Annotated in this window: 18 protein-coding genes; 5 read left to right on the forward strand and 13 right to left on the reverse strand. The window is 69.1% G+C overall.

Annotated features, from left to right (window positions below; genetic code table 11):
- Positions 1-37: 37 nt before the first annotated feature.
- The 4 genes from ACQPZG_RS06205 to ACQPZG_RS06220 form a co-directional block, all read right to left on the reverse strand.
- A complete protein-coding gene (locus ACQPZG_RS06205; RefSeq protein WP_433544814.1) occupies positions 38-1,186 on the reverse strand; it encodes a methyltransferase domain-containing protein in 1,149 nt (382 codons plus the stop codon).
- On the reverse strand, positions 1,183-1,305 hold the full coding sequence (locus ACQPZG_RS06210) for a hypothetical protein (RefSeq protein WP_433544815.1): 123 nt from the start codon (positions 1,303-1,305) through the stop codon (positions 1,183-1,185). Before ACQPZG_RS06210 ends, ACQPZG_RS06205 begins: the two co-directional genes overlap by 4 nt.
- 453 nt (positions 1,306-1,758) lie before the next feature.
- A complete protein-coding gene (locus ACQPZG_RS06215; protein WP_433544816.1) occupies positions 1,759-2,034 on the reverse strand; it encodes a hypothetical protein in 276 nt (91 codons plus the stop codon).
- Positions 2,031-2,543, reverse strand: a complete 513-nt coding sequence (locus ACQPZG_RS06220) for a DUF5753 domain-containing protein (RefSeq protein ID WP_433544817.1) — start codon at positions 2,541-2,543, stop codon at positions 2,031-2,033. The genes ACQPZG_RS06215 and ACQPZG_RS06220 overlap by 4 nt, the downstream gene beginning before the upstream one ends.
- A 163-nt stretch (positions 2,544-2,706) precedes the next feature.
- On the opposite strand from ACQPZG_RS06220, the gene ACQPZG_RS06225 reads away from it, so the two are divergent.
- On the forward strand, positions 2,707-3,960 hold the full coding sequence (locus tag ACQPZG_RS06225) for an XRE family transcriptional regulator (protein ID WP_433544818.1): 1,254 nt from the start codon (positions 2,707-2,709) through the stop codon (positions 3,958-3,960).
- The gene (locus ACQPZG_RS06230; protein WP_433544819.1) at positions 3,951-4,505 is read left to right on the forward strand and encodes a GNAT family N-acetyltransferase; all 555 of its coding nucleotides are present in this window, start codon (positions 3,951-3,953) and stop codon (positions 4,503-4,505) included. The genes ACQPZG_RS06225 and ACQPZG_RS06230 overlap by 10 nt, the downstream gene beginning before the upstream one ends.
- Positions 4,506-4,539: 34 nt before the next feature.
- Here ACQPZG_RS06230 and ACQPZG_RS06235 read toward each other — a convergent pair whose 3' ends face one another.
- Both ACQPZG_RS06235 and ACQPZG_RS06240 read right to left on the reverse strand, forming a co-directional pair.
- The gene (locus ACQPZG_RS06235) at positions 4,540-4,716 is read right to left on the reverse strand and encodes a hypothetical protein (RefSeq protein ID WP_433544820.1); all 177 of its coding nucleotides are present in this window, start codon (positions 4,714-4,716) and stop codon (positions 4,540-4,542) included.
- Positions 4,717-5,510: 794 nt separating this feature from the next.
- On the reverse strand, positions 5,511-5,849 hold the full coding sequence (locus ACQPZG_RS06240) for a recombinase family protein (RefSeq protein ID WP_433544821.1): 339 nt from the start codon (positions 5,847-5,849) through the stop codon (positions 5,511-5,513).
- Positions 5,850-6,001: 152 nt separating this feature from the next.
- Between ACQPZG_RS06240 and ACQPZG_RS06245 the strand changes: the two genes are divergently transcribed.
- The gene (locus ACQPZG_RS06245) at positions 6,002-6,739 is read left to right on the forward strand and encodes a MerR family transcriptional regulator (protein ID WP_433544822.1); all 738 of its coding nucleotides are present in this window, start codon (positions 6,002-6,004) and stop codon (positions 6,737-6,739) included.
- 40 nt (positions 6,740-6,779) lie between these two features.
- Here the strand turns inward: ACQPZG_RS06245 and ACQPZG_RS06250 are convergent, their stop codons facing one another.
- The 4 genes from ACQPZG_RS06250 to ACQPZG_RS06265 form a co-directional block, all read right to left on the reverse strand.
- Entirely contained in the window at positions 6,780-8,948 is a 2,169-nt protein-coding gene (locus ACQPZG_RS06250; protein ID WP_433544823.1) for a 3-hydroxyacyl-CoA dehydrogenase NAD-binding domain-containing protein, read from the reverse strand.
- Between the two features lie 38 nt (positions 8,949-8,986).
- Positions 8,987-10,201, reverse strand: coding sequence for an acetyl-CoA C-acetyltransferase (locus ACQPZG_RS06255; protein ID WP_433544824.1), 1,215 nt, complete (start codon positions 10,199-10,201; stop codon positions 8,987-8,989).
- A gap of 42 nt (positions 10,202-10,243) precedes the next feature.
- Positions 10,244-11,386: an acyl-CoA dehydrogenase family protein gene (locus ACQPZG_RS06260; protein WP_433544825.1), complete on the reverse strand. Its 1,143-nt coding sequence runs from the start codon at positions 11,384-11,386 to the stop codon at positions 10,244-10,246.
- Between the two features lie 89 nt (positions 11,387-11,475).
- Positions 11,476-12,684, reverse strand: coding sequence for a CaiB/BaiF CoA transferase family protein (locus ACQPZG_RS06265; protein ID WP_433544826.1), 1,209 nt, complete (start codon positions 12,682-12,684; stop codon positions 11,476-11,478).
- Positions 12,685-12,832: 148 nt separating this feature from the next.
- Between ACQPZG_RS06265 and ACQPZG_RS06270 the strand changes: the two genes are divergently transcribed.
- Entirely contained in the window at positions 12,833-14,014 is a 1,182-nt protein-coding gene (locus ACQPZG_RS06270) for a saccharopine dehydrogenase family protein (protein WP_433544827.1), read from the forward strand.
- A 67-nt stretch (positions 14,015-14,081) separates the two neighbouring features.
- Here the strand turns inward: ACQPZG_RS06270 and mmpA are convergent, their stop codons facing one another.
- Entirely contained in the window at positions 14,082-14,288 is a 207-nt protein-coding gene (mmpA, locus tag ACQPZG_RS06275; RefSeq protein WP_433544828.1) for a morphogenic membrane protein MmpA, read from the reverse strand.
- Positions 14,289-14,336: 48 nt separating this feature from the next.
- On the reverse strand, positions 14,337-15,029 hold the full coding sequence (locus ACQPZG_RS06280) for an endonuclease V (protein WP_433544829.1): 693 nt from the start codon (positions 15,027-15,029) through the stop codon (positions 14,337-14,339).
- A gap of 74 nt (positions 15,030-15,103) precedes the next feature.
- Here ACQPZG_RS06280 and ACQPZG_RS06285 point away from each other — a divergent pair, with 74 nt between their 5' ends.
- A complete protein-coding gene (locus tag ACQPZG_RS06285; RefSeq protein WP_433544830.1) occupies positions 15,104-15,403 on the forward strand; it encodes a YciI family protein in 300 nt (99 codons plus the stop codon).
- A 410-nt stretch (positions 15,404-15,813) separates the two neighbouring features.
- On the opposite strand, the gene ACQPZG_RS06290 is transcribed toward ACQPZG_RS06285, so the two are convergent.
- A complete protein-coding gene (locus tag ACQPZG_RS06290; RefSeq protein WP_433544831.1) occupies positions 15,814-16,941 on the reverse strand; it encodes a WD40/YVTN/BNR-like repeat-containing protein in 1,128 nt (375 codons plus the stop codon).
- Positions 16,942-17,026: the final 85 nt, after the last annotated feature.

Below are 17,026 nucleotides of genomic sequence, written 5' to 3' on the forward strand. Positions count from 1 at the left end.
GAAGAACTGCAATGCGCTTACGGGTGGTGCTGCCCTCTCAGAACTGAGGGACTGGTGTTTCGTCTCCGTCGTCGTACCAAACGGTGAGGGAGGTCTCCGACGCTGACTTGCGCCCCACGGTCACGCCGAAGTCGTGGTACTTCGGACGATCACGCTCCCTCCACCACTTCAGTGCCGACTCCAGCCGAGAGGCGAGGTCCCCTTCTCCGTACTCGACTACGGAGCTGTCGCATGAGACGCGGCACCACTGCGAGCGGTCGAGAGTGACAAGGAACCACCCGTCGTCCTGACGGAAGGACGAGATGCCGGGGAGGGTTGCTGCGAGGACGAAGCCGCCGTGGTGATCCACGTCGTCCATGGAGATGACCCTGTCGAGCTGCACCGCCTTGGTGTGGGTCTCGTTCCAGAGTCCCGTCAGGTCCGGGCGTTCGATCCTCTGGCCACGGACAGGCATAAAGGTGTTGGTGCCGTGCACCCACCCCTTCAGAGTGTTGCGGTCCTTCTTGCGAAGCCACAGCAGCCCCACGCCGCGGTGGTTCGGGAGCCATGGTGTGACCAGCTCCCCATCGGCTTCCATCTGCTCCAGCCACGCCGCAGGGATCTGGCGTACAGAGGCTGTGGACATCACCCGGGGATACGGCCGACGAGGGGCGAACCCGTTCTCCCCGTTCGCGACGACCACATGGGGGCTGTACCCACAGTGCCGCAGGCGTCGCCTGGCTGCGAGGGCTACGCCTTCATCGACTTCAATCGTGACCACGTGGTCCTGGCCCACGCGTTCACACAGGAGTGCCGCGTTGTAGCCGGTCCCTGTGCCGATCTCCAAGACAGGCTCGCCCGGCCGGGGATCGAGGGAGTGCAGCATTTCGAGAACAGCGCCGACTGAGCTGAGCGAACTCGTGGGAACCAGCCCGCAGCCGTCCTCATCGGTTTTGCCCTCATTTACCTGTGTGACTACGCCCGCCCCGTCCGGGTCGTAGATCAGGCGGCCCCACTGTTCGGGGTCGTCATCTCGCCGCAGAGGGCACCAGCGCTCACCAGACCAGGTGTAGACAGTGTCCGGTACGAACAGGTGGCGAGGCACCTTGTCGAAGACGGTTCGAAGCCATGGCTCACGGAATGCACCAACCGCCTCCAACGACCGAGAGAGACCCTGACGGAGCGGGCCGAAGTCGAACTCAGTCACTTGCCGTCCTTGCGATGGGTTCCGGGGTCTCCGCCTCCGACAGTGTCCGACTTGCCGTCCGTGTCGCCGGGCGGGCCCTTCGGCGGTTCCTGCGGCGGCGGCTTCTTGTGGTCACCCATGATCGATCCTCTCGGTAGGGAACAGTCGGATGAAGCCACCCCCAGCGAGGGCTATGCGTACTGGTAGGGGAACCAGTGGAGGCATCTTGCTGGGGTGGGGCTTGCCCCTTCTTCGGTCTGGAGCTGTCCGGACCCGAAACCGAAGGAGGGAGTCTGTGGGTTAGTTCCGATGAAGAATCATGGCCACGAGGAAGACGCCGACGATGAACGCGACCACGAACGTCAGCGCTGCGTCCGAGACTCCGGGCCCCGAAGCTTGGTCCGCGTTCCGAACGCCTTCGCTTCCTCCCGGCTCGGGGGACGGAGGTGGTGGCTCATGGCTCTCCATTCGAGGCCGGCGGGACTCACCACGGTGAGCACGTCCCCGTTCACCGCTCGGACGGTTCCGGTCTGGCACCTGATCTCATCCCTCACAACGTCGCCGCTCTCGTGCAAGACGCGCTCCTGGTTGGTCTACGAGCGAGAGACCGTGGGGAGCAACCGGTACCCCATGAGTCCTTCGAAGTTGATCTGCCGGTAGGCCAACACGGGATCGGACACGTAGTACGGCTCCCGGCCCCGAAGGTGCAGCACTCGGGCCCCGCCGCGTCCCTGCCCCATGTCCTCGATCGGGTAGAACCCGCCGTGAAGGTGCACGACGTCACCGAGCTTGAGTTCGCTCGGTACCCGAAACGCACCAGACATGCCCAACGGCCCTACGGGGATCTTGTTCTCGTCGAGCTTCGTCATCCGGTCTCACCCGACTCCCGCCCCTCGATGGCGTCCAACTCCGCACGCACCAGAGCCTTGGCATCGTCGCCGTACACGGCCGACTGCTTCAAAAGCGCGAACGCCCGTTTGTAACGCACGACTTGCTCGTCCTCCCTGCAAGTCGAGGACGGCCCGTACAGCTCAATCTCGACGCATTCGTCGTCGAAGACGCCGAAGCTGTTGCCGGGGTAGAGACTGAGCGGTGCACGACTCGGAATGATCCCAAGCGTGACGCCCGGGAGCTCGAACGAGTCCAAAACGTGCCGGAGTTGGGCCCGCATCACTGCGCTACCACCGATGTTCGTTCGGAGGGCCCGCTCCCCCAGAAGTACGTGGTACTTCCGGTCTTCCTTACCGATCAGCCCAGCACGCGCCGTTCGGGCCCTGACACCGTCCTCGATGTCGGTGGGCGCTCGCAGGAAGTCCACCACCTGCGTCGGGCCCATGCCCTCCTGGTGCAGGTCGTCCCAGGACTTCGTCTCCGTCATGAACGTCTCCTTCGAGGTGCTGCCCCGGGCTTCTGACAGCACCTAGTGAACGACCGCTTTGACTCCCGCGACAGGGGAAATCAAGTGAGACCTCAGCGCACAACCCCGGTGTTTTTTACCTTCGCGCTGTCGCGTCCCGGTAGCTGAGCGCTACCTTCGTGTCGTGTACGCCAACGTCAAGCTCCAAGCGCGAACGAAGCAACTCGGCCTCTCACAGGCGGAGTTAGCCAGGGAAATCAACCTCGCAGTGGAACGGCTTACCGGCTCGTACGGCTCAGTGACCGACGCCGACGTACGTCGCTGGCTGCGACATGAGACCAAGTGGCCGCAGGCCCGCATCCGGCTCTGCATCGAAGAGGTTCTGGACTCGACCTCTGAGGCTCTAGGGTTCGTCCCCCGGCGCAAGAAGACTCGCGCACCATCGGAGGAAGGCCCCGTGCAACGTCGCCAATTCGGCAAGGCAGTAGGAGGGATCGGCGTGGCCCTCGCCGCTCCCCATGTACCGCGTAGACGCCTCGGTATCAGCGACGTTGAGCGCTTCAACCTGGACTACACGTACATCCTGGGACAGGACCAGGTCGTCGGGGGCACGCGCCGAGTGGAGGACCTGGCCGTCGAGCTGGGCATGCGAGTCCAATCCGCGTTGTCGACCGCTGCGGCGTCCGGTCGCGTGAGGGACATGCTTCACCGACTCGCTTCAAACGCGATGGCTGCGGCGGCCTTCGCCGCCATCGATGCACGAGCCCCCCAGCGGGCACGTACTCACCTGGACCGAGCGATGACCCTCGCCGGCCTGTCCCGCGACAGCCAAACCGTGTACCGCGTATGGGATCACCTAATGCTCGCTTCGAGCATGCGCGAGAACCACTCCGAAGCCGCTGCCAGCGCCGAGGTGATGAAGCGTTCGACGGCAGCACGCCGTGACCCTCTCTTCACGTCTCTCGCCCACATGCGTCATGCGAACGCGCTGGCGCGGTTGCACCATCCTGCGGAGTCGTTGCGTGCTCTTTCCCTGGCAGAGAAGCACTTCATGCGTGCGGGGACCGGCAAGAGATCGGCGTGGATCGACTTCTACACGCCCGCGGAGTTCAATGCCCTGTCTTCGTACCTCTGGTCCGCCATGGGTCAGCACGGTCGGGCGGAGTCGTGCCTGCATCAAACCCTGTCCGCAATCCCCGAGGACCTAACGCGTAACCGGGCTCTCTTCACCGCTCACCTATCTCTGGCGCAGGCCAGGCAGGGTGAACTTGAGCTAGCTTGCTCGACCGCGCGGCAGGCATCAGCCCTGCTACCTCCTGGATACGGATCAAAGAGGGCCGCTAACGTCCTGGTCACCGGACGCGCTCACTTGCTCCGCTCCGGATCGAAGGCATCAGAAGTTGTCGAGTGGATCGAGGAGTCTCGTCAATGGACCTGAAGCGGTACAGGCACGCCGACGCACCAGACGTACGGTCGCTGCTGCTGGACATCCATGACGAGGTGTACGCCTCCAATCCCGACCCGTTTCATGGGCGTGAGCGCTGGACGTACTTCCTGGACCGTTGGTCGTCCCGCGAGAACTGGCGCTGCATCTTCGGCTGGGAAGACGGAGGCCCGGTTGGTTTCGCCTACGGCGCGGTACTCAAGCCCGGAGGGTGGTGGGCCGGGAGCACACGCCCCAGCGATCTCCGAGGGCCTGTGTTTGCCCTCTCCGAACTCATGGTTCTCCCCCGCTGGCAGGGGACCGGCCGGGCCAAACCGATCCACGATGCGCTGCTCGCGCCCGTGGAAGCACGAGTCGCGTCGCTCCAAGTCGAAACTGGGCACCCAAAGGTCGTCCAGCTCTACGAGACCTGGGGATACCGGAGGGTCGACGAGTTCAAGCCTGCCGACGACTCCCCCGTGTACGCAGCGATGGTCAAGGATCTCCCCCAGGCCAAGGATTTCCCGGGTGCGAAGCAGACTCGCGGCACTTTCGGGTGAGAGGCTGCCGTAACGAACCGCTGCGCCTCTAGAGTCATCGACTGTCCATCCGGTCGGAGTTCCTAGCCGAGTGAACGAACTCAGCAGCCCTGTACGCGTTCAGCTTTTGCAACTCGGTGACGATGCGGCCAAGCCGGAAGCACGCGACAACGAGCGTCCCAAGTAGCAACCCACCGAGGACGACGAAGACGTTGATCTCTCCTGATGACATGGCGAGATGCTACGCCGGAGGCCCACCGCGGAGGGACCTAAGTCCCGCGGCCAGCAAGGCTTTGGCCCTGGTCTCCCCAGGGGTGAACCCCGGTTCCCGGCACCTTCGATTGAGTGGCTGTCAGGACGACTTCTACGCCGTTTAGCTTCGTCACGGCCAGGCGCGAATGTCCAGACACCGTTACAGCTCGCAGTTTGACGTAAGCACACAGTCACCATCCGGCCCACTCGGCCCTTGCGGATGCGTGAGCCGTCTCGCGTGCGGGACGGGATCGGTTCCAACTCCTGGGAGACATCTGTGCCCTCTGTCCGGATGAAGGTATCGGTGGCCGCCGGGGCTGCCGCGCTTGCCCTTGCGACCGCAAGCCCTGCTGGTGCCGCAGGGGCGTCCACTATTCAGGATTACGCCGGGTCGTGTCTGACCGGATACAGAGAAACCCACGTAGACCTCGGCAACTGCACTGAGGGTTATGGGAATCAGAAGTGGCAGGTCACTTCGCTGGGTGACGGCACGTCCACCATTCATTGGAGCGGCGGACCGTGCCTGACCCCCGCCGGTGAAACGGCAATCGCTTTCGTGTGTACTGAGGGGAAGCCGGACCAGAAATGGAAGATCACCCCGGTGCGTGACGGCATGTCCACCCTGAAGACATGGGACGGCAAGTGCCTGACGTCCGTGACCGGTCCTGGCACGGTACGCGTGTATCCCTGCTACCCGGAGGGGTTCGCCAACCAGCTGTGGAAGATCTCCTGACCTGTGACAGGTGACACAGGACTACTGACGCCGCCGACCTGTTAGACCAGCGGCTTCAGCGACCCGGTCGATGCTGTGTCGAGTGCCCCAGAGCCCCCGGTGCATACCGGGGGCTCTTCATCCCGTGTGATCCGGTCCTGGTTCGTGAAGATCAGGACATCCCACCGGCTGAGCAGCGGCTCTTTCAGCCACTTTCCCAGTGGCTTCCTCTTGTCTGGGTTGACCTTGCCTGAAACGGTGGCGTCTTCGACGTCATCAACCAGTTCGATGCCGTTCGTATCGGCGTACGCATCGATCCGTTCGTCCTGGGCAATGAGGGAGGCCGACGTCTCTTCGTCCCGACTGATCCGGCGTACCTTCAGGCCGCGCGTCCTGGCCATGTGCTCCTCCTGCTCCTCACCGTGCCACCGGACCAGGGTTTCCGCCGTTCTTGCTGGTCAGAACGGGTGAGCCCTTTTGGTGTGACAGCACGTGGTGAGACAGCAATACTGTTGCACCGGATCACCGCGCGCGCGAAGAACGGGACACCGCCATGACGACGACCACCGGCACGGACGAGCCGACCCTCACGGTCGACGAACTTGCGGCGCGGGCCGGCGTCACGGTGCGGACGGTCCGCTTCTACAGCACCAAGGGCCTCCTGCCGCCCCCGGTGATCGGCCCCCGCCGGGTCGGTCATTACGGGCCGGAGCACCTGTCCCGTCTGGCCCTCATCGAGGAGTTGCAGCACCACGGGATGACGCTGGCCGCCATCGAGCGCTACCTGAGCCAGCTGCCGCCGGGGCTGAGCGCGCACGATCTGGCCATCCACCGTGCGGTGGTGGCGTCCTGGGCGCCGGACTCGGCGGAGGACACCACCCGTGCGGAGCTGGAGCGCCGGGCGGGCCGGGCGCTCTCGGACGGCGACATCGACCGGCTGGCCGCCATGAACGTACTGGAGCGCGCCGATGCTCCGGACGCCTTCCGGGTGGATCCGGGGCTGCTCGCGCTCGGTGTGCAGCTGCTCGGCGTACCGATCGCCCACGAGACGATCCTCGCCGCTCGCACCATTCTCCTGGAGCACACCCGGTCCGCGGCGCAGGCCCTGACGCATCTGTTCCGCGACGAGGTGTGGAGCCCCTACCGGGAGCGGGAGTCCGATCCCGAGCATGTGGAGGCCATGAAGTCGCTGTCGGCGCACATGCAGCCGATGGTGCTCCAAGCGCTGGTCACCGCGTTCCAGCGGTCGTTGAAGGAGGAACTGCGGGCCGCGTTCGTCGACGAGCGGTAACCCTCGCCGCGCCGCCGAACGCGACCCGTGGCCCGAGGTCTCAGTCGCTGAACCTCTCGCCCTTCTCCGCCTTCTCCACGAGCAGGGCCGGCGGCTGGAAGCGGTCGCCGTACGTGGCCGCCAGCTCCCGTGCGCGGGCGACGAATCCGGGCAGCCCGCCCTCGTAACCGTTGATGTACTGGATCGCACCGCCGGTCCAGGCGGGGAAGCCGATGCCCATGATGGAGCCGATGTTGGCATCGGCGACGGACGTCAGGACGCCCTCCTCGAAGCAGCGGACCGTGTCGAGGGCTTCCGCGAAGAGCATCCGCTCCTGCATGTCGCGGAAGGGGATCTCCTTGTTCGCGCCGAAGTGCTCACGCAGTCCCGGCCACAGCCTCGTGCGCTTGCCGTTCTCGTCGTACTCGTAGAAGCCGCCGCCCCCGCTGCGCCCCGGGCGGCCGAACTCGTCGACCATCCGGTCGATGACCGCGTCCGAGGGGTGGCCGGGCCAGGTGCCGCCCGCTTCCTCGACGGCCTTCTTCGTCTCGTTGCGGATCCTGCGCGGCAGCGTCAGGGTCAGCTCGTCCATCAGCGAGAGGACCTTCGCCGGGTAGCCGGCCTGGGCGGCGGCCTGTTCGACGGACGCGGGCTCGACGCCCTCGCCGACCATCGCGACGCCCTCGTTGATGAACTGGCCGATCACGCGCGAGGTGAAGAAGCCGCGACTGTCGTTGACGACGATCGGGGTCTTCTTGATCTGGCGGACCAGGTCGAAGGCACGGGCCAGGGCCTCGTCGCCGGTCCGCTCGCCCTTGATGATCTCGACGAGCGGCATCTTGTCGACGGGCGAGAAGAAGTGCAGGCCGATGAAGTCGACAGGGCGCGAGACGCCCTCCGCGAGACCCGTGATGGGGAGGGTGGAGGTGTTGGAGCACAGGAGCGCGTCCGGCTCGACGATGTCCTGGATCTCCTGGAACACCTTGTGCTTGAGGCCGGTGTCCTCGAAGACCGCCTCGATCACCGCGTCGCAGCCCGCGAGGTCGGCGGGGTCGGCGGTGGGGGTGATGCGGGCGAGGAGCTCGTCGCGCCCGGCCTCGGTGGTGCGGCCCCGGCTCAGCGCCTTCGCGAGAAGCTTCTCGCTGTACGCCTTGCCCTTGGCGGCGGCCTCCGCGGAGACGTCCTTGAGGACGACCTCGATACCGGCCCGCGCGCAGGAGTAGGCGATTCCGGCGCCCATCATGCCCGCGCCGAGCACGGCGACCTTGCGGACCTTGCGGCGCTCGACGCCCGACGGGCGGCTCGCACCGGAGTTGACCGCCTGGAGGTCGAAGAAGAACGCCTGGATCATGTTCTTGGCGACCTGGCCCGTGACCAGCTCGGTGAAGTAGCGGGCCTCGATGGTCAGCGCGGTCTCGAAGTCGACCTGCGCCCCCTCGACGGCGGCGGCCAGGATGTTGCGCGGGGCGGGGTAGTGGGCGCCGCCCGTCTGCTTCTTGAGGTTCGCGGGGAAGGCCGGGAGGTTCGCGGCGAAGCGCGGGTTGGACGGGGTTCCGCCGGGGATCTTGTAGCCCTTGACGTCCCACGGCTGCTGCGACTCGGGGTTGGCGTCGATGAAGGCGCGGGCCTTGGCGAGCATGTCCTCGGGGGTCGCCGCGACCTCGTGGACGAGGCCGTTCTCCAGTGCGCGCCGCGGGCTGTACCGGGTGCCCTGGAGCAGCACCTTGAGCAGCGCGTCGGCGATGCCCATGAGCCGTACGGTGCGGGTGACGCCGCCGCCCGCGGGGAGCAGCCCGAGCGTGACCTCGGGCAGGCCGATCCTGGAGCCCGGCGCGTCGAGGGCGACGCGGTGGTGCGAGGCGAGGGCGATCTCGTAACCGCCGCCCAGGGCGGCGCCGTTGATCGCGGCGACGACGGGCTTGCCGAGGGTCTCGATGCGCCGCAGCGAGTTCTTGATGGCGGTGCCGGTGTCGAAGGCCTGCTGGGCGTTCTCCGGGCCGACCTTGATCATGTCCTTGAGGTCGCCGCCCGCGAAGAACGTCTTCTTCGCGGAGGTGTAGATGATGCCGCGGATGGAGTCCTTCTCGGCCTCGGCGCGGTCGGCGATCGCCGCGATGGAGGCCTTGAAGGCGGCGTTCATGGTGTTCGCGGACTGGTCGGGGTCGTCGAGTACGAGGGTGACGACGCCGGTCTCGTCCTGTTCCCAGCGGATGGTGGTGGACTCGCTCATGTTCTGGCTTCTCCGTAAAGGGGGTGGCGGGACGAGGTTCAGACGCGCTCGACGACGGTGGCGACGCCCATGCCGCCGCCGACGCACAGGGTGGCGAGGCCGTAGCGCTTGTCCTGGCGCTCCAGTTCGTCGACGAGGGTGCCCAGGATCATCGCTCCGGTGGCGCCCAGCGGGTGGCCCATGGCGATCGCCCCGCCGTTGACGTTGATCCTGTCGAGGGAGAGGCCCATGTCCTGGGCGAAGCGCAGGACGACGCCAGCGAACGCCTCGTTGATCTCGACGAGGTCGATGTCGCCGATGGTCAGTCCTGCCTTGGCGAGCGCCTTGCGGGTGGCCGGGGCCGGTCCGGTGAGCATGATGGTGGGCTCGGAGCCGGAGACGGCGGCGGAGACGATCCGGGCCCGGGGGGTCAGCCCGTAGCGCTCGCCCACCTCCTTGGTGCCGATGGCGACGAGGGCCGCGCCGTCGACGATGCCGGAGGAGTTGCCCGCGTGGTGGACGTGGTCGATCGCCTCGACCCAGTGGTACTTCTGGAGCGCGACCGCGTCGAAGCCGCCCATCTCGCCGATGGCGGCGAAGGAGGGCTTGAGGGCGGCCAGCGAGTCGGCGGTGGTGCCGGGGCGCATGTGCTCGTCGTGGTCGAGGATCAGCAGGCCGTTGCGGTCGCGCACGGGGACGACCGAGCGCGCGAAGCGGTTGTCCTTCCACGCGGTGGCGGCCCGCTCCTGGGAGAGGGCGGCGTACTCGTCGACATCGCGGCGGGTGTAGCCCTCGATGGTGGCGATGAGGTCGGCGCCGATGCCCTGGGGGACGAAGCCGTTCTCGTAGTTGGTCATCGGGTCGTTGAACCAGGCTCCGCCGTCGGAACCCATCGGGACGCGGGACATGGACTCCACGCCGCCCGCGAGAACCAGGTCCTCCCAGCCCGAGCGGACCTTCATCGCCGCCAGGTTGACGGCTTCCAGGCCGGAGGCGCAGAAGCGGTTCTCCTGGACGCCGGCGACCGTGTCGGGGAGCCCGGCGGAGATCGCGGCGGTGCGGGCGATGTCGGAGCCCTGGTCGCCGACCGGGCCGACGACGCCGAGGACGATGTCGTCGATGGCGGCCGGATCCAGGTCCGGGAAGCGGGCCGTGATCTCGTGGATGAGGCCGACCACCAGGTCGATCGGCTTGGTTCCGTGCAGGGCGCCATTGGCCTTGCCGCGTCCGCGCGGGGTGCGGATCGCGTCGTACACGTACGCTTCGGTGCTCAAGACATCTGCCTTTCGGGGAGGGTTCGGAGCGAGGGAAGTGGGTCAGCCGAGCAGGGACCGGCCGATGATCTCCTTCATGATCTCGGTCGTGCCGCCGTAGATGGTCTGGATGCGGCCGTCCGTGAAGGCTCTGGCGATCCGGTACTCGGACATATAGCCGTAGCCGCCGTGCAGCTGGAGGCAGCGGTCGGCGACGCGCTTCTGGAGTTCGGTGGCCCACCACTTGGCCATCGAGGCGTGGACGGCGTCGAGCTGTCCGTCCCTGTGATCGACGATGCACCGGTCGAGGAACGTTCGGGTGACCGCGCACTCGGTGGCCATCTCCGCGATCTCGAACCGGATGTGCTGGAGCTTGGCAAGCGGCCGGCCGAACGCCTCGCGCTCCTTCACGTACTGGGTGGTGATCTCCAGGAGGTGCTCGGCGGCGGCGATCCCGGCGACCGCGATGCCCATGCGCTCCTGGGCGAGGTGGGTCATCAGGTGGAGGAACGCGCCGTTCAGCTCGCCGAGGAGGTTCTCCTTGGGGACCTTGACGTCGTGGAAGAAGAGTTCCGCGGTGTCCTGGGCCTTCTGGCCGATCTTGTCGAGGTTGCGGCCGCGCTCGAAGCCCTCCGCGCCGCGCTCGACGACCAGCAGGGAGAGCCCCTTCGCGCCGCCCTCGGGGGAGGTCTTGGCGACGACGATCACCAGGTCGGCGAGGATGCCGTTGGAGATGAACGTCTTGGAGCCGTTCAGCAGCCAGTGGTCGCCCTTGTCCTCGGCGGCGGTGCGGATGCCCTGGAGGTCGGAGCCGGCGCCGGGTTCGGTCATGGCGATGGCGGTGATGGTCTCGCCGGTGCAGAAACCGGGGAGCCAGCGGCGCTTCTGCTCGTCGGTGGCGAGGCCGGTGAGGTACGGCCCGATGATGTCGTTGTGCAGGCCGATCGCGAGACCGGCCGCTCCGGCCCGGGTGAACTCCTCGGCGAGCACGGCGCTGTACACGAAGTCCGGGTTCCCGCCGCCCCCGTACTCCTCGGGGACGGCGAGCCCGAGGAGGCCCTGCTGTCCGGCGGCACGCCAGGCCTCGCGGCTGACGATGCCGTCCTTCTCCCACTGCTCGTAGTGCGGCAGGACCTCCTTGGCGAGGAAGGTGCGGACGGTCGCCCGGAAGGCTTCGTGCTCGGCGGAGAAGATCTGACGTTTCATCGTTTCCTTTGCGATCTGGCCGGTCGCTGCCGGCAGCGACGTTCCGGCTGGACGGTGCGGGCCCGGATGCGGCGCGGGGGCGGCGCGGCTCACCCCGCCGGCTGCGGCCCGTCGCCCTCCGTCCGATCCGGCGCGTCGGTGCTCCTCGCCAGGCTCGGTACGTCCCAGTCGGCGGCCACCTGGGCGGTGTCCGCCCCCGGCAGGGCGGGGCCGCGTGCGATGCCGCCCTGCGTCGCGGAGAAGCGCGGCGCGGGTGCGGGCTGGGTGATGCCGCCGTGCTCGACGTAAGTGCTGCGGGCGGCCAGATGCGGATGGGCGGGAGCCTCGCGCATGGACAGGACGGGGGCCACGCAGGCGTCGGAATCCTCGAAGACCGCCGTCCACTCCTGGCGGGTCCGCTCCCTGAAGCGGGCTTCGATGGTCTCGCGCAACTCACCCCAGCGGGAGAGGTCCCCCCGGTCGGGTGCTCGGTCCGCGATGCCGAGCAGCGCGGTGAACTCGGCGTAGAACTGCGGCTCCAGCGCTCCCACCGCCATGTACTGGCCGTCGGAGGTCTCGTACGTGCCGTAGAAGGGGCAGCCGCCGTCGAGAAGGTTCGTTCCGCGCCGGTCCTGCCAGCCGCCGGTCGCGAGCATGGCGTGCAGCATGGTGGCGAGGTGGCTGGCACCGTCGACGATCGCCGCGTCCACGACCTGGCCGGTGCCGTGCGGCGTACGGGCGTGGTGGAGCGCGGCGAGGACGCCCATGACCAGGTAGAGGGAGCCTCCCGCGTAGTCCCCGACCAGGTTGGCGGGGACGGTCGGCGGTTCGTCGGGCCTGCCGATCATGCCGAGGGTGCCGGTGAGGGCGAGGTACGAGACGTCGTGGCCGGCCCGCCGGGCGAGCGGGCCCCGCTGACCCCAGCCGGTCATCCGCCCGTACACCAGTCCGGGATTGCGGGCGAAGCAGGCGGCGGGGCCGATGCCGAGCCGTTCGGCGACTCCGGGCCGGAAGCCCTCGATGAGGATGTCCGCGCGTTCGACCAGGTCCAGGACCCGGGCGGGCCCGCCCGGGTCCTTCAGGTCGACGAGGACGGAGCGCTTGTTGCGGTTGGTGAGGTCCTTCGCCGGGTCGACCCGCAGCGCCCCGCCTCCGGGGCGGTCCACCCGTACGACGTCGGCGCCCAGGTCGGCCAGGCACATGGCGGCGAACGGGCCCGGTCCCATCCCCGCCAGCTCCACGACGCGCACCCCCGCGAGTGGGCCCTCGCCGGCTCCGGCCTCGGCACCGCCGCTCTTCGTGCCCGCTGTCCCTGCCATCAAGCCCCCAGCGCTGTGACACAACCGATGTAACAGCAGTGATGCTAAGAACGTGTTCCACTCTGCACAAGACCTTTGGCCAAGCAAGCGCTTAGCCTGGGACCGCAGCAGGCTTTCGAGACGTGCACCCGACCCGGGGAGGAACGGCATGAACCGTCCGTACGACATCGTGCTTTTCGGAGCGAGCGGCTTCGTCGGCGAACTGACGGCCCGGTACCTCGCCGCACACGCCCCCGACGGCTGCCGCTGGGCCCTCGCGGGACGCGATGCGGCGAAGCTGGAACGGCTGCGGGACAGCCTGGCGGCGGTCGACCCCGCCTGTGCGAAGCTGCCGTTGCTGCGGGCGGACTCCGACGACCCGGCCTCCCTGCGGGAACTGGCCCGCAGCACGCGGGTGCTGGCCTCGACGGTCGGACCCTACCTCCAGTACGGCGAAGGGCTCGTCGCCGCGTGCGCGCAGGCGGGGACGGACTACGCCGACCTGACGGGCGAGCCGGAGTTCGTGGACCGGATGTACCTGGCGTACGACCGGGCGGCCCGCGAGAGCGGGGCACGGCTGGTGCACGCATGCGGCTTCGACTCCGTGCCGCACGACCTGGGGGCGTACTTCACGGTACGGCAGTTGCCGGAAGGCGTGCCGCTGCGGCTGGACGGTTTCGTACGCAGCAACGCCCACTTCTCCGGCGGGACGTTCGCGTCGGCGCTGGGGGCGATGGGGCGGGGGAGGCAGATGCGGAGCGCGGCACGCGAACGGCGGGCGGTGGAACCGGGCCCGACGGGCGGGCGGAAGGTGCGCGCCCCGCTCGGCTCCCCGTTCCGCAGCGGCGAACTGGGCGCGTGGGCGGTGCCTCTGCCGACGATCGACGCCCAGGTGGTAGAGCGGTCGGCGGCGGCCCTGGAACGGTACGGGCCCGACTTCCGCTACCGGCACTTCGCGGCGGTGAAGCGGCTGCCCGTCGCGGTCGGCGGGGTACTGGCTGTGGGCTCGGTGGCGGCACTGGCCCAGATCCCGGCGGCACGCACGCGGTTGGGGTCGCTGGTCGCACCGGGGTCGGGGCCGGACGAGGCGCGGCGGGCACGGAGCTGGTTCACCGTGCGGTTCGTCGGCGAGGGCGGCGGGCGCAGGGTGTACACCGAGGTGTCGGGCGGCGATCCCGGCTACGGCGAGACGGCGAAGATCCTCGCCGAGTCCGTGCTGTGCCTGGCGTTCGACGGTCTGCCCACGACCGCGGGGCAGGTGACGCCGACGGTGGCGATGGGCGACGCGCTGCTGGAACGGTTGCAGGCGGCGGGGATCAGGTTCCGGGTGGCGGCCACGACTTCCGCGTGAGGAGCCACGGGCCACGCGGGGACGCGGGGACGCCCCGGGCGGGACGGGCGGGACGGGCGGGACGGGTTCAGGATCCGGATATCCAGCCCGAGATCGTGTAGATCATGCCGCCCGTCCAGCCGAACATCGCCAGCACACCGGCCAGGACGGACACGCCCATGCGGCGGCCCGCCCGGTGGACGGTGACCGCCTCGAAGTACTCCGGGACGGCGTGCGTCGTACGGGCGGGGGGCGTGGTGCGGGTCCTCGCGGTGCCCATGGTGCTTACGGTCATGTCATCACCCTGTCCCGATCTGTTCGATTTCCACATCCGTACGCGTACTCAATTCCGTGCTGCCCAGTCGCTCGTGTCCGCCAGCACTCGACGGCAGAGCGAGTCCGCCCGGCGGGTGGTCTCCGGCTGGCGGTGGACGGCGGCCAGCCGGAGCGTGTGCGCGCAGGCGTTGTCGAGCGATATCCGGTGTCCCACGGACACGAAGACGGGTTTCACGCCGTCCTGGGTGCGCAGGGCGCGGCCGACCTCGGCGCGGTCGCCGTTGCCGCTGTCGTCGATGAGCGGTGTGGAGTCCCCGCGTCGGGGGCCGGGTTGTTCGTAGGTGAAGGCGAAGGGGTTCTTCGCGACGCCGAAGGTGGGCAGGCCGGTCAGCACGCCCAGGTGGCTGGCGAGGCCGAAGCGGCGCGGGTGGGCCTGCCCGTAGCCGTCGCAGACGACCAGGCCCGGGTCGGCGCTCAGCCTGCCGAGGGCGTCCAGGACGGTGGGCATCTCACGGAACGCCAACAGCCCTGGCACGTAGGGGAACTGGACGCGGCCGGTGGCCGTGGCCTCCTCCACCACCGCGAGCGTCGCCGCGTCGAGGACGACCGCGGCGGCCACGACGAGGTCGCGCGCGTCGTCGTAGGCGACGTCGACACCGGTGAGGTGACCGGTGCCCGGGGGCGGGCCGGGCTCGTCCAGGACGACTCGGGTGCGGAGTTCGTCCTGGAGCGCACGGGCGTTCTCTGGCGTGATGTTCATCGTGAACGTCACTGTAGGAGGTGGGTCCGACAGCGGGAGGTGCGCGGGTCGGGGCGGTGGGTACGCTGGCGATCATGTTCGTACTCGAATTGACGTATACCGCGCCCCTCGCAGAGGTGGATGCGCTGATGAGTGAGCACATGGCGTGGGTGGACGCGCAGTACGCGGCGGGGGTTTTTCTGGCCTCCGGGCGGAAGCGGCCGCGGGACGGCGGCGTGATCCTCGCGGTCGCGGACTCGCGGGAGGTGATCGAGGGCGTGGCGGCCTCGGACCCCTTCACCGTGGGCGGCGTGTGCGACTACCGGATCACGGAATTCGCAGCGACGAGGGTGGCGGAGGGGCTGGGCGCTTACCGGGAGACGGCGGGCGCGTAGAGGGCGCGGGACGGGGGGCCGGGAGCCCGGTGCGGGGTCCTCCGGCGGGGTCCCCGTCGTCGCGGGCAGGCGGGCACGGGTCACGGGTAGTGGACGCCGGCTCCCCGCCAAGCCGAACGCCCTCGCGGGGCCGTCCTCTTGCCCGCCCTCCCCCGCGCCCTCGGCTTCGCTCGTGCAGGAGCCACCCCGCGCCCCGGCGGGGCCGCGGCCCCGTCGCCCAAGGCGCTCACGCGGGCCCGGACCCGCCGCCCGAGAGCCGCCCCGCGCGAAGCAGCGCACGCCCCGCCGCCCGACAGGGCTACGCAGGACGGCCCCGCCGCCCAAGGCGCTCACGCAGGCCCGGCCCCGCCGCCCGGCTGGGCTGTACGGGGCTCGCGGAGGGCGGCGTGCGGGGTGTTCGTGGGTCGGGGCTAGAACTCCAGCCGGGCGACGCGTCCCTTCTCCCCCGAGGCCCAGCAGCCGAAGTCCGTCGTGCACGACACCGTGTCGTAGGACCCGGTGTCGATCCGCTGCCACGACCGCCCCGCGTTCAACGTCACGTCCGTACCCGTGGGGCCGACCGCCAGCGCGACGGAGCGGCTGTGCGGCAGCCATGCCACACCCGACCGGTACTCCGCCGGCGGGGTCGTCGAGCGGAGCCAGCTCCGCCCCCCGTCCGAGGTGCGCGCCGCAGCGTCCGGCGACGCCTGTCCCGCGCGGTAGTCCCCGCCGACCGCGATCCCGTGCGTACGGTTGCGGAAGGCCACGCCGAAGACTCCGCGCGCCGGATCACCGCCCGGAACGGTCACCTCCGTCGCCTTCCAGGTGAGGCCGCGATCGGCGGAATGCAGCACCCTTCCCCGCGCTCCCCCGCCCGTCGCCAGCCACACGTCCCGCGGCCCGTTGCTCACCAGGCACTGCCCGCTCGCCGCGAACCCCGCCTCACCCGGGAGGGCCTGCGGCATCCCCTCGTCCGGAAGCACCTTCCACGACTTGCCGCCGTCGCCGGTCGACAGGATGCGGAATTTGCCGTCGACCGGATCGCTCATCGCGAGTCCGTTGCGGCTGTCGAAGAAGGTGAGGCAGTCGTAGAACGCCCTCGGGTCGGGGTTGCGGAAGGTCTCCGTCCAGGTCCTGCCGCCGTCCTCCGTGCGGTACGTCCGGGACGCCTCGCCCTCGCCGATGGCGAGCACGACCGCCCGCCGCCCGTCGAAGGCCTCGATGTCCCGGAACTCCAGATCTCCCGCAGCGGGTGGCGAAACGTTCAGCCAGTGGCGGCCCCCGTCCGTCGTCCGCAGCACGGTGCCCTGGGAGCCCGCGACCCAGGCGGTGTTCCGGTTCACCGCCGCGAGCCCCCGGAACCGTACCGTCGCGCCGGTTTCCTTGAGCCGCCATCCGGACGGAGTGCGCACGCCCTCGGGCGTCTGCCGGTCCGCCGCGGGCGACTCGGCCGGCGAGGGCTCGGCCGCCGCCGCCGGCGCCGCGCCGAGTACCGCGGCGATCACCGCCCCGCTCAGGCCCATCGACACCGTTCGCCTCGTCTTCCCCATACCCCTCATGGCGCTGGAAGCTAGCGGACCGGGCTGTCGGCGTCCAGGGTGCCCGTGATGCGCCCGCCGGGCGGCGGTTCGAGGGGGAACGGAG

The sequence above is a fragment of the Streptomyces sp. CA-294286 genome, assembly GCF_050947155.1.
Lineage (GTDB): Bacteria > Actinomycetota > Actinomycetes > Streptomycetales > Streptomycetaceae > Streptomyces.